This is a genomic window from Acinetobacter sp. CY17, assembly GCF_059515825.1.
The window spans coordinates 118082-130704 of the sequence record NZ_JCAKMX010000003.1 but is presented as its reverse complement, the minus strand read 5'-3'; the positions used below and the strand labels follow the sequence as shown (position 1 = coordinate 130704).

The following is a 12623-nucleotide window of genomic DNA, read 5'->3' as shown; positions in this document are numbered from 1 at the left end:
TGAGTAAAAATGCGAGTAAATGCAATATGCAAAATGTAGATAAAGCCCTGAAAAATCCACAACTTATTGATAACTCAATAAAACCTCGTATTTCCGTGGCACCGATGATGGATTGGACCACCAAAGATTACCGTTATTTCGCACGTTTATTTAATCCCAACGTGATTTTATATACCGAAATGGTCACCACTGGCGCCATTATTCACGGTGATGCCAAGCGTCATTTAAACTTTAACCAAGAAGAACAACCCATTGTGTTACAGCTGGGTGGCTCTAATGCTAAAGATTTAGCGCTATGTAGCAAAATGGCGCAAGATTGGGGTTATAACGAAGTCAATCTTAACGTGGGTTGTCCAAGTGACCGCGTACAGAACAATAAAATTGGCGCCTGCCTAATGGCTGAACCTGACCTAGTTGCTGAATGTATTGCTGAAATGCGTCATGCCGTCGATATTCCTGTCAGCGTTAAACATCGTATTGGCATTGACGATATGCACTCGTATGAAGAGATGCTGCATTTTGTCGATACTGTAGCCAAAACCGGTTGTAACAACTTTATCGTACATGCGCGTATTGCATTGCTACAGGGTTTATCACCAAAAGAAAACCGTGAAGTGCCGCCGCTACGCTACGAAGATGTCTATCGTTTAAAACAAGATCGTCCAGATTTAATCATTGAAATTAATGGCGGCATTAAAACTTTTGCTGAAACGCAACAACATTTACAACATGTCGATGGCGTCATGATTGGGCGTGAAGCGTATCACAACCCATATCTATTGGCAGAATTGGGGCAGCTTTGGAATTTAGAAGCGCCAGATCGTTTTGAAATTATGTATGAGATGATGCCCTATATTGTGCAGCGTTTAGCAGAAGGCGCACCGCTTTCTATTATTACTCGTCACATTTTAGGTTTGTTCCAAAACTTACCCGGCGCACGTAAATGGCGTCAAGCTTTAAGTGGTGGCAATGCCAAAACCTTAAAAGATGTCGAAAATGCGATTATCAATATGCAAGATGCCATTAAACGCACCGAAGATTATCTGCGTGAGCATCAAGCGCAGCAATAAAAAAAAGCCCCTCATGAGGGGCTTTTTTTATACATGACCACAGGCTTTTTGATAAAAATCGAGGTCATTAGCACTCCAACGCTTTGACATATCACGCAACTGCACAGGGCTTAATACCTTATAACGGTCATATACGCCAAACATTTTCAGCATGTTCATCACCACAGCAGTATTACTTTGCCCTTGGCAACGACGACGTACCAATTTCCAAGCGCGTTCTACATCCATATACAACAAGGATGAGGTAACCCCGTTATATTCATCTAAAACCCGATTATCACCGACTTTTTTAAAGAATAGACGTTCGTAAAATGAGGCTTTCTTACTGTCAACCTGAATAAAAATATGTTGAGCACGCACTTTAAAAATAGCAAATAGCACGGCGCTTGAATATAAATCGTAAAAAAGATTTTGATGTTGATAATCTTCACGAATCGCCAATGAGGCCAATTCAATCCGTTTACCCGTTTTGATATTGAGGGCATCAATATCGGCTTGATAAGCCCCATAAGCAGGTAAATATTGGTCTTGGATAATACCAATGGTACCGACAATGCTATCGTTTTCTTTAGCGGTAAATAAGAAGTTAGAACTGTGACAATATTGCGGCAAATATAAAAAGGGTGTGCCTTGTTTTAAGTAGCCACACTTATGGTAATTGGTATAAAGCAATTGACTGCTTTGCAACAGATCATTGATTTGAGTCACTTGACCAATGACAAGCTGGTCAAAATTAGTTTTTATGCGGAACAGCCGGCTTTCCACTAAATTGTCTTTCATTTTTAATCCACTAGGGCGTGATTTGGAGAGAAATTAACAACAAGGTCGGACATTGATAGGGCAATATCAATTTGTCCAAGCTTATGTTAGACAATTCAGACTGGATAAGGATTGACCATTTATAACAAATTTCACACAAATTATTGCAAAACACCTAATTAAATTAAGGTTTTAAATAGCGTTGTTTGTTATTACAAACTTATGAAAACAAATATTAATTATATTACATTCTTGTTTTTATAATCTGACCTAATTAACACTTATGCTTAAATTAGCCAACTTAAATTAAAGTACATTTCACGTGCTTAACAGTAACTAAAGAGATACATACTCGAATAAAAAAATCCCAAGTCATTTACTTGGGATTTTTTGGGTGAAAATTCAACACCGCATTGGCAAAAACTATCCTTGGCGCTGTTTTAACTGATCCAATTTTTTCAGTACTTCCGCGACTGCCACCATGGCAAAACTGGAAGTCACGACCACAGCTGAGCCATAGCCGCCACAGCGTAAACCGGCACTAGGACACACATCTGCACTCGAAAATGGATTATCAATAGAATAAATGCAGGTAATGCCAAATTTTTCTTTCGGTTTCTTACAGATGCCTTTACTACGTAACTGGGCACGCAGCTTAGCCAGCATTGGATCTTGTTCAGTTTTAGATAAATCTGCCACACGAATCTTTAAAGGATCGAGCTTGCCGCCAGCCCCACCTGAAACAATCAAAGGAATTTTATTAAAGCGGCAATGTAACATTAGAGCCAATTTGGCTTTAACATCATCAATGCAATCTAAAATTAAATCAGCGGGCTCTTGTAAAAGTTCTTTGATATTTTCAGGGCTTAGATAATCGTCAACCAAGTTAATTTTAATGCGTGGATTAATGGAACGGCAGCGCTCAGCCATCACTTCAATTTTTTCATGCCCTAAAGTGGAACTCATGGCTGGTAATTGACGATTAATATTAGATGCGGCAACCACATCCATATCGACCAAAGTCAATTCACCAATACCTGTGCGCGCCAAAGCTTCCACAGCCCAAGAGCCTACACCACCAATGCCAATGACCATGACATGACTATTGGCATAGTGCTGAAATTCAGCATCACCATAGATTTTAGCCACGCCAGCAAAACGGCGCTCATATTCGTCATCTAATATTTCAGTCATGATTGATCAACATGGTTACAAGAGGCGCTATTTTACTGTGTTTAGCAGTGAGGAGCTAGAGTGCTAAGGCGGCAAAGCTATTGCGCCATAATGTCTTGGCCAAATCTGGCTGTGGTATATCTAAACACTGTGCTAAAGCTTCGATTACATAAATTAAGTTAGCTGGGGTATTGCGGGTGCGTGTTTGACCTTCGACTTGGCAACACAAGGGAGTCATATCTGGACAATCAGTTTCTAAAACCAAATGTTCTGCACCAATGGCCTGCACCACGGTACGCAGTTTTTTGGCATTGGGATTGCTAATTTGTCCAGTCACGCCAATTTTAAAGCCCAATTGAATAAAAGCTTTGGCTTCTTCTACCCCACCACTAAAGGCATGTGCAATCCCACCATGTTGAAACTGATGCTGTTTGAGTATTTTAAGGCTGTCGGCATGTGACTTACGAATGTGTAATAACACTGGCTTATGATGTTGCTGTGCCAGTTCAAGCTGTGCGGCAAAATAATGCTGCTGCTTGGCAAAAATATTGGGTTGTTTATGCTGTTTTAAAAAAGTATCTAAACCAATTTCACCAATGGCCACACACGTTTGAGTACGTAAAATATCTTCCAGTTGCTGTACATGTTCGGGTTGATGTTGCTCAATATAAAACGGATGCAAACCCGGGGCTAAATGCAGTTGGGGTACATTTTTCTCGTGCTGTAATTGTGCTTGGCAATGGATTAAGGCAGAGAAACGCTCTGCCACAAAACCAATTAAGACTAAATGTTCAACCCCCATCTGTTTGGCTAACTGTGCCAGTTCAAGCCGATCTGGATCGAAGTCGGGCACATCAAAATGGGTATGAGTGTCAAATAAAGCGATGCTCATGGCTGTTTGGTCACCGCTTCAGGTACGGGTAAATATTCAGGTTTTAAAATACCTTGTAATGCTTCATAGCCAATCACCAATTTAGGCAAACCCACCACATAGGGTCCAATTTCATATTCAGCATATTGCAAAATCAAACCTTGCTGACTTAAATAGAAATTATCAGACAGGTGAAATTTCCATGCTTGCTCATAATCGCGAATATTTTCCGCCAATTTAGAATCAGTCACCCATTGTTGAAATACGGCATAAGCGGCTTTTTCTAAAGCGGATTGCTGTTTAGGTAAGACAATATCTTTGAGCGAGATTTGCTGCTGGGTGGCTAAATCAAAGTTGGCATACTGCTGTGACGATGAACCATGCGCACCACCCAAATAGCTGCTGCTGTTTAACACAATGGTTGCTAGCGGCCCTTGATGATTTAAAATACGTGGTTTCACCATCACGCTAATTTGATGGTTAGCACTTAGATCTTTGAGCTCTTGATCTAAATATAAAAATGACCCCACATAAGGTTTAAGTTGCTGTTCTAAGGTAAGCTTTGGCGTAATCGCGAGCGTTGCTTCTGAGGCTGCCGTTTGATTGGCTTGGGCAGTTGAGGCAATGTTTTGCTCAAGCTCAGGATTGGGTGCAATCGATAAAATTTGCTGCATTAGTTTTAAAATTTGCGCATCCACCCAAGCATCTATATAGGGCTGATTACTGTTTAAACGCTCAACATCAATCTCAGGGCAATTATTGCCATCACACTCAGGTAAGCTTAAATCCAGCGCTTGGTTTTCCCCTTCTAAGCTGAACTGCTGCTCGACGTTTGCTTGCGCTTCAGAGCTGGCTTGAGGTTGGGGTTGTGCTTCGGGCTTAGGATTACAAGCAGTCAGCAGAGCTGCTATTGAAACACTAAGCAGCGCGATTTTTGCTTTCATGAGGTTCCTCCCGCGTCGATTGAGGGCTAAATAAAGTTTGATAAAGTGTGGCTTTCATTACACGCTTAGTTTGCGCAGCAGTGAAGTAAATATCAAGTTGCTCAGCTATTGGGCTAATTTGACCCGCACGAAAATGTAAGCCCATGCCTTCTTGGTCATAAAACCATTGTCCTTGTTGCCAAGCCAATTGCTGAGGTGCTGTGGTCTTTACTTCATCACTTTGAGTGGCTAACCATTTTTTATAATGTTGATTCAAAATATCTTGCAGGGTTTTAGCATAATCGCTGTCAATCACATCTGTTATGGCTAAATGCTGCTGATTATGACGATCCGCCACAAAGAAATATAAGCGGTCTTTGACTTTGGTTTGAGCCTGATGGCTATTAACCTGCATCTGTACCAAGACAATGCCATTTTTTTGATAGACCAATGCAGTCTCTAGATCGAGTTGAAAAGCTTGATGTTGTTTGGATTGTTGTTGCCATGCTTGAGAGGCAGCTGCATAACGATTCACGGCGTGTTGTAAGCTCGGATTTTTTTGCTCTTGCTCAATCTGTTGCATCAGAACATCGGCTTGACATCTACTAAGCCAATTATTTAACCACGGATCTTGAGTAATCAAAGTATTGATCTTGAGATTTAGACAATTTTTGCTTGCACATTGAGGGCTGACAAATTGGGGGGGACTGGCTTTGGCATCTAAGTAAGGGAGCACTTTGGCAGTCTCAGCCACGCCTGCTGTTTGAGGCACAAGGATTGCTTTTTTTTCAGGCTGAGTTACTGATTCAACCGGAGCTTTCGCATCATTGCATGCGGTTAAAGTAACGAGCAATGCCAAATACAGCACTTGCTTAGCAACAGCAGACATAAAAAAGGCCTAATTCAAGATTAGGCCTATCATAAAACACTCTTGCTTAGAGTGTTTTATATTTCCGTAACTTAGTGCTCACGGGTATTACGGAACACGATGTCAGGATAACGCTCTTGCATCAGCTGTAAGTTGACACGACTTGGCGCAAGATAAGTTAAATGACCACCACCATCTACTGATAATTGGTCGTGAGCTTTTTTCTTAAACTCATTGAATTTCTTCTCATCATCACACGTCACCCAACGTACCGTGTTGATGCTCACTGGCTCGTAGACACAATCCACTTTGTATTCTTCTTTTAAGCGGTAAGCCACCACTTCAAACTGAAGGACACCCACTGCACCGACGATTAAATCGTTATTGTGCTGAGGCATAAATACCTGCGTTGCACCCTCTTCAGACAACTCTTTCAGACCTTTTTGAAGTTGCTTCGATTTCAATGGATCTTTTAAGCGTACACGGCGGAACATTTCTGGTGCAAAGTGTGGAATACCAGTGAACTGTAAGTTTTCACCTGAAGTAAAGGTATCACCAATTTGAATGGTGCCGTGGTTATGTAAACCAATAATGTCGCCCGGCCATGCTTCTTCTAAATGCTGACGGTCGCCAGCTAAGAAAGTTAAAGCATCACTAATACGCACATCTTTACCTAAACGTACATGCTTCATTTTTAAACCTTTTTCATATTTACCTGAGCAAATACGCATAAAGGCAATCCGGTCACGGTGTTTAGGGTCCATATTGGCTTGAATTTTAAAGACAAAGCCGGTGAAGCCTTCTTCTTTGGCATCTACCACACGGTCTTGTGTTGGATGCGCTTTCGGTTCTGGTGCATATTGGCTAAATGCGTCTAGGACATGGTCTACACCAAAGTTACCTAGTGCTGTACCAAATAATACTGGGGTTTGACGACCCGCTAAGAATTCTTCACGATCTAATGGCTCATTGGCCATTTGTACCAGTTCAAGTGACTCTTCAAATGCGGCCCAAGCAAGCTCACCAACTTTTTCACGTAAGTCTGCATGATCATAGCCATCACGCACTTCAATATCAGTAATCACTGAACCAAAGCCCGCTTTATACACATAGAATTTTTCTTCGATCAGGTTATACACCCCTGCGAAGTCACGACCTGTACCCAATGGCCAAGTAATAGGTACACATTTAATTTTTAATACATTTTCAATTTCATCAAGTAATTCTAATGGCTCACGAATTTCGCGGTCCATTTTGTTCACAAATGAAATGATAGGTGTGTCACGCATACGACACACATCCATGAGTTTAATGGTACGGTCTTCGACACCTTTTGCACCATCAATTACCATTAAGGCAGAATCGACCGCGGTTAAGGTACGATAAGTATCTTCCGAGAAGTCTTCATGCCCCGGGGTGTCGAGCAGGTTAATCATTTTGTCTTTAAATGGAAACTGCATCACAGAGGTGGTAATCGAGATGCCACGTTCTTTTTCCATTTCCATCCAGTCCGATGTTGCAGCACGGTCAGATTTACGGCTTTTTACCATACCTGCTACCTGAATAGCTTGACCCCATAACAGCAATTTTTCTGTCATGGTGGTTTTACCGGCATCGGGGTGGGAAATAATCGCGAAAGTACGACGTTGAGCGACCTGTGCCGCTAATTCATCTTTAAAACTCATGGAAATACACCTACTGCAAGACGTGCAGTGCAACGATCAGATTTGATCAAATAGATAAAAATTGCCGATATTGTAGCGGAATCAAGCTCGTTCTTCTATTGTCTTTTCTATAAGCAAAACTCTAATCCATTTTTAAATAACATTTATTGCTGCCATGCAGCCGGACAATTAGGTAAAGTGAGTTTACCGCTCTCCTCTTTAATAATATGTGCTACGGCATCATCTTGATTTTCATACCAACATTGCGCACCTGTATGCGTTAAGCTTATTTTACCGCTCCCTTTTTGGCTAGAATGCTCTACTGGTGTCGCCACTAAAAGCCATGTAGTGAGTTGACTACTGGCCTGATCCAATGGGGCACCATAGGCATCGGTTAAGGTTAGTCTATAATGCGGATAAGCTTGTGGAAAAGCTGCGCCACCGAGCTGATCTATATTCATGCCTTGAAAGCTGTGATTGACCAGTTTATAGCTGGCCAATTGCTGCGATAAGCTCATTAAGTGCGCTTGCACCTCAACACGTTTGCTCTTCTTTATATATTGCTGGTAATTAGGAATTGCAATGGCAGCAAGAATGGCGACCACCGCAACTGCCAACATTAACTCAATGATTGTAAATCCGCGTACTGACATTTTTACCATTCCTGTGATGTTGTGCCACAATCTGTATTTGTTGCGGTCAGTCCGTCTAAACTGGCACATTTTTGACTACGTGAACTCAAAAAATAAGAGGGTGATTCACGTAAATAATGCTGACCACGCGGATCAGGTGTGGCAATCAGTTTATATGCTTGCCCAATGACGGATTGCTGTAAATCTTGATGCGTATTGAGATCAAGAATCTGAATTTTATAACTATATTGATCAGCAGTGGCATTTTTAGGTAAATATACTACCCCTGCCTCAGTTTCATTGCGCGCCCGAAAGCCTGCATAGTTCAATTGCCGACCACGATAACTTTCTAAACGCTCAGCTAACATTAACAGTTCAGCTTGCGCTTTAGCTTGCTGATTGCGTGCCATATAGCGTTCATAACTTGGTATGGCTATCACAGCAAAAATTGCCACAATCACCACCACCACCATTAACTCTAATAAAGTAAACCCTTGTGAACTAAATTTGGCCATTAGCGTTCAAACCAACGTGTAGGCTTAATCACTCGCGCTTGTGAATACGTCTTCAAACGCTGCGTATTTAAAGCTGTATTATCTTGATCACATCGCCCCACGCAGGCTTCTTCAGTCGCGGCTACCGGACCCACTAAACTTGAAGTCCGATGACTGCTTGCAGTTGCAGCCAACGTTGGGCCAATAATGCCTTGATAATCTTGCTTTACATAGGCTGCACAATCACCAAATGGCGCACACACCCGATGAGTCGTCGACAAACCTTGTACCCCACCCCCACAGTTATTAGAGATATTATTTAAGGTCGCTTTAGGATCATAAACATTGAGATAAAGATCGCCTGCAACCAATTGTGACTCTTCAAAAGACTTGGCGAAGTATTGTGTGGTAGTGTCGGCTATTGATTTTAAATTAAATACCCAACCGCGATACTGACCTGCACCGCGTCCCATATTGCTGCGGATGTTGTCTTGATGTAGGCTGCCACCCCCCCATTGTAGTGTGGTCATGCTACGACCCAATTCACCGCGCTGCGCCAGATTGGTGCTACTGGCTTCAACGCTGAGCCCCACATCTTGGGTAAAGCTGGTTTTTTCTAAGCCATTTATGGCTGCATCATAGTCAAAAATACCGTATAACTTATTTGACTTAGGACTCCCCTCAAGTGGAAAACTGCGATTGCCTGAACCCGCGCTTAAGAATACAAAGCGTGATTGACCAGCATCAAAAACTGCCGTAGTTAAACGCTCATAAAAACGCGGTACAAAGCTTGGATGATTCAGGCGATCATGTTCATGCTGCGTACTGGCTTCACGTAAGTTCGCAATACGTTGCACACGCACCGCCACATTCTTTTTCTCCGTTAAACTGACCTGATTGACATTATTTAAATCAACTCGGAAGATTTGTCCGCCCAAATCAGCAAAGTAAATCATATCAGCCAGACCATCGGCGTCATAATCCCGAACCACAGGCTGGCCAACCACGCTATATAGCACTTGGGCTTGGGAGGTTTTTTGATGTGCAGCCTCAACACCTGTGGTATCGGCACTGGTCATCCAAATCAATTCACCCGTTTGTGCATCTACCACATACAAAGCATTGCCTAAGGTGGCATTGGACGTGGGTTCTTTAAATTGATTACCTTCTTTTTCATAGATATCAGCATCATAACCACCACCAAAGATCAACACTTTACGACGCTTACCTTGGACACGGATTTCGCTAATGGTCGGCTTGGCCCAAATTTGCCCCATACGTTGAAATTCTGCTAAACCCGGATGTAAATGAAATAACAGTTCAGGATTCTTGGGGTCGGCAATATTTAGACCATATAACGCCGCCCCACCCATACGCAAACCGCCATAAATATTAAGACGCTCCGCTTGATAGTGGACGGTTTTTTGACGATCAGTAGCTTTGCTCACTTTGACTGTAAAGGTGTTATCTGCTGTCCAAGGTGCATCCACGCCATAGGCCAGACCGATTTTACCTTCAGCCATAATCCCTTTAGAGTGTGGTTGTGCCAACGTGTCATATTGCTGCTTGATGATTTCTTGAGGCACAAAAACCGATTGTTCTTGGCCAGTTTTGGCATCGACAATATGTAAACCCCCTTCCATAGAGCCGTAAACCACATATTCATTGCGTCCATTAATCACCGTATTAGCGTTTGGATCGAGTTTCGCTTCTTGAGTGACGACCAGTGGTGTGGAATGTACGACCCCACCCAAATAGCGATAAGGGCTGCTCGGAACTTGGCTAATCTTGGCTAAATCATGGGCGGATAAACTGCTGACCGCGTCCTCAGGTAAGGCGGTGGCATAACCTAAATAATTCAGCAACGCATAACGCTGGGCGATATTTAAATCTTGAATTGACTCCCCCAACATACCAGTCGCCAAATTGTCTTTATGGACGCGTTTTAACCGATTTTCATCCAAAATAAATACACGGCGCTCAGCAGTGGCCGAACTTGGATCATGGGCATTGACTTGCTGAGAAGGCACAGGAATTTTGCCCCAAGCTCCCCCTTGATTAACCACAGCATGGTTAATACTGGCATCATCATTTGACCATAAATCTTGCGCATGAGGATTGATCACTTGTTGATTATTCACCAAATGATAAATAGCATTATGGCGAGTATCTTTTAAGGTACCATCAATAATATGGTATTTTTTTAGGTTCCCAGCCCAAGTGCGTAAGCTATGATCTTCGTGTGGCATCACCATCGGGAAAAAGCCTGTGCTCATCATTTGGGTTTGATCGAGTGGGTCACGCGGCACAGAAATAGAGCCTAAACTTGATGGAGTAAAATCAACTTTTAAAGTTTGTACAAAGTCGATAATACTGTTGGCAATATCATCTGAATTGGTGGCTTGATAGAACCCGCCCTCACCATAGCCATAACCTTTACTGCCCCACTTACAGGCATTTTTGACATCCAAATTATCAGTAGAATCACAATCATAACTGCCATCTGGTTTTTGTTTTAATCCTTCAAATGTTGAGCCAAACCCCACCACGGCTGTTTTAATACGCATACCTGCTGGATTGGCCGTTTTGCTATTTAATTTTTTGGCGTATTCACCAATATATTCCCAGCCTCCTGTTTCACCTGAAAATAAATTAGATTTTAACTGAGGTGAAACCAACACACCTGTACCATTGGGTTTGACTGGAAAGGCGTATTGGCCAGTTAAAGAATGATTCATAATGGCTTTTGCCATCTCATCTTTAGTGGAATTGGGTGCACCGTCGGTTAAGAAGTAAATCCCATTGCCATCACAGCTATTTTTAGAACCGCCGGCCAAATAAGTATGGCTATTGTCGGTTTTTTTTGAACTCGCGACCGAATAGCGGAAACCACCGACCATATTATCAGTTACGCCTATTAAGGTTTCACTCAAAGCAAATGGATTGGTACGATATGAAACTAAACCACGTATACCATCATTATAAGCCCATACCGTCCCTACAATTGGCTCAATATCCATCGGCTCTTCATCGACTTTCATCCAGCCGTCTAAACGCCAACCTACAGGTAATTTGGCATAAATATCCCACAGTTTATGCATATCGCCCACTTGAGTGCGTAACTCTTTTGGGCTGACTGACATCCAACCGCCATGACCATCAGGACGGTAAACTTTATTGCCCGTAGAAAAAGATTTATTCGATGAGCTATAGCTTGGCCAACCACTTGGGCATTGTTTGACTGTCGCACCTAAAGCTGAGGTACGTCCACTGCCCAGTTCGACACAAATAAAGTAAGCCTGACCATCATCATTGTTACTTTGTTTGACCATGTAGCCATCATAGATATACGAGATTTTATTTAAATTATTATGGTTATTGTCATAGCCGGTGCCAGTACCCATCATATACGCACCTGCTTCAGCATAAGCATGAGCAGTAGGCGTACCACTTGAACTTTTACTGATGTCAGCAGGATAACTATTACTTGAAAGTTTCAAGTTAGGGTTTGCACTACCATCTTCATTGGTGGTGGTATCTAAAGATTTAAAATTGGCAATTTCGAGCGCCAGTTTTTGTCTTTGTTCGACGCTCAAAGGGGCAGCTGGCACAAGTACTCGGCCCGAGTGACCGTCAACTAAGGTATTGCTCGCGCTGCCAATACTCAGCCCTGTTTTAGCAGAAAAATGCCCAAGTCCCATAATGACTTCATCATCAAGTTTATCACTTGCCAGTAAAGGTAAAATTGCTTCTTTTAGACGTGATAAGCGGTCATATTGGGTCATGCCATCTTTACTACACCCACGTATATAATAAGGGATGGTTTTATCACCGATTTTTACACTCTTAGCAATTGCGGTTTTATTGGTGTTTGGGTCTTTTAAGTTATACGCCCATTCCCAGATTTTTGCAGTTGAGCGGTTAGAATAATATTCTTCAACCAACACACGATCACACAGGGCGCGATCTACATCGCCTGAACTGCCATATTGATTATTGCGCGATAAGACTAAAGAGCTAATTCCCATACTGCCTGAGGTATCAAGCATCAGGAAAATTGAGGTTTTACCTTGTTGATTGCCTTTATAAATACTTAAATCACTGGCATAACTTGGCATAATCGCAAGGGGCAATACGGCCATGAATCGAACAAGTGGTTTTAATTTCAT

General features: G+C 42.2%; 10 protein-coding genes. 1 reads left to right on the top strand and 9 read right to left on the bottom strand.

Annotated elements, in window-relative coordinates:
• Positions 1 to 26: 26 nt before the first annotated feature.
• The gene (dusA, locus tag AC5YCI_RS03410) at positions 27 to 1070 is read left to right on the top strand and encodes a tRNA dihydrouridine(20/20a) synthase DusA (RefSeq protein WP_496175216.1); all 1044 of its coding nucleotides are present in this window, start codon (positions 27 to 29) and stop codon (positions 1068 to 1070) included.
• A gap of 27 nt (positions 1071 to 1097) precedes the next feature.
• On the opposite strand, the gene AC5YCI_RS03405 is transcribed toward dusA, so the two are convergent.
• The 9 genes from AC5YCI_RS03405 to AC5YCI_RS03365 form a co-directional block, all read right to left on the bottom strand.
• On the bottom strand, positions 1098 to 1850 hold the full coding sequence (locus AC5YCI_RS03405; protein ID WP_496175215.1) for a GNAT family N-acetyltransferase: 753 nt from the start codon (positions 1848 to 1850) through the stop codon (positions 1098 to 1100).
• Positions 1851 to 2252: 402 nt separating this feature from the next.
• Positions 2253 to 3023 carry a tRNA threonylcarbamoyladenosine dehydratase gene (locus AC5YCI_RS03400; RefSeq protein WP_496128889.1) on the bottom strand — a complete coding sequence of 257 codons (771 nt, stop codon included), beginning with the start codon at positions 3021 to 3023 and terminating at the stop codon, positions 2253 to 2255.
• A 55-nt stretch (positions 3024 to 3078) separates the two neighbouring features.
• Entirely contained in the window at positions 3079 to 3894 is an 816-nt protein-coding gene (locus AC5YCI_RS03395; protein ID WP_496175214.1) for a TatD family hydrolase, read from the bottom strand.
• Positions 3891 to 4817, bottom strand: coding sequence for an RsiV family protein (locus AC5YCI_RS03390; RefSeq protein WP_496128887.1), 927 nt, complete (start codon positions 4815 to 4817; stop codon positions 3891 to 3893). The genes AC5YCI_RS03395 and AC5YCI_RS03390 overlap by 4 nt, the downstream gene beginning before the upstream one ends.
• Positions 4792 to 5685, bottom strand: coding sequence for a hypothetical protein (locus tag AC5YCI_RS03385; RefSeq protein WP_496175213.1), 894 nt, complete (start codon positions 5683 to 5685; stop codon positions 4792 to 4794). Before AC5YCI_RS03385 ends, AC5YCI_RS03390 begins: the two co-directional genes overlap by 26 nt.
• A gap of 71 nt (positions 5686 to 5756) precedes the next feature.
• On the bottom strand, positions 5757 to 7349 hold the full coding sequence (locus AC5YCI_RS03380) for a peptide chain release factor 3 (protein ID WP_496128885.1): 1593 nt from the start codon (positions 7347 to 7349) through the stop codon (positions 5757 to 5759).
• Positions 7350 to 7492: 143 nt separating this feature from the next.
• Positions 7493 to 7981: a type IV pilin protein gene (locus AC5YCI_RS03375; RefSeq protein WP_496128884.1), complete on the bottom strand. Its 489-nt coding sequence runs from the start codon at positions 7979 to 7981 to the stop codon at positions 7493 to 7495.
• A gap of 2 nt (positions 7982 to 7983) precedes the next feature.
• Positions 7984 to 8475, bottom strand: coding sequence for a type IV pilin protein (locus AC5YCI_RS03370; protein WP_496175212.1), 492 nt, complete (start codon positions 8473 to 8475; stop codon positions 7984 to 7986).
• Positions 8475 to 12623, bottom strand: a complete 4149-nt coding sequence (locus AC5YCI_RS03365; RefSeq protein ID WP_496128882.1) for a pilus assembly protein — start codon at positions 12621 to 12623, stop codon at positions 8475 to 8477. The genes AC5YCI_RS03370 and AC5YCI_RS03365 overlap by 1 nt, the downstream gene beginning before the upstream one ends.

Excerpts from the sequence above, each read along its gene's own strand:
- dusA (WP_496175216.1), top strand. The coding sequence starts at position 27 with ATGCAAAATGTAGATAAAGCCCTGAAAAATCCACAACTTATTGATAAC.
- AC5YCI_RS03405 (WP_496175215.1), bottom strand. The coding sequence starts at position 1,850 with ATGAAAGACAATTTAGTGGAAAGCCGGCTGTTCCGCATAAAAACTAAT.
- AC5YCI_RS03400 (WP_496128889.1), bottom strand. The coding sequence starts at position 3,023 with ATGACTGAAATATTAGATGACGAATATGAGCGCCGTTTTGCTGGCGTG.
- AC5YCI_RS03395 (WP_496175214.1), bottom strand. The coding sequence starts at position 3,894 with ATGAGCATCGCTTTATTTGACACTCATACCCATTTTGATGTGCCCGAC.
- AC5YCI_RS03390 (WP_496128887.1), bottom strand. The coding sequence starts at position 4,817 with ATGAAAGCAAAAATCGCGCTGCTTAGTGTTTCAATAGCAGCTCTGCTG.
- AC5YCI_RS03385 (WP_496175213.1), bottom strand. The coding sequence starts at position 5,685 with ATGTCTGCTGTTGCTAAGCAAGTGCTGTATTTGGCATTGCTCGTTACT.
- AC5YCI_RS03380 (WP_496128885.1), bottom strand. The coding sequence starts at position 7,349 with ATGAGTTTTAAAGATGAATTAGCGGCACAGGTCGCTCAACGTCGTACT.
- AC5YCI_RS03375 (WP_496128884.1), bottom strand. The coding sequence starts at position 7,981 with ATGTCAGTACGCGGATTTACAATCATTGAGTTAATGTTGGCAGTTGCG.
- AC5YCI_RS03370 (WP_496175212.1), bottom strand. The coding sequence starts at position 8,475 with ATGGCCAAATTTAGTTCACAAGGGTTTACTTTATTAGAGTTAATGGTG.
- AC5YCI_RS03365 (WP_496128882.1), bottom strand. The coding sequence starts at position 12,623 with ATGAAATTAAAACCACTTGTTCGATTCATGGCCGTATTGCCCCTTGCG.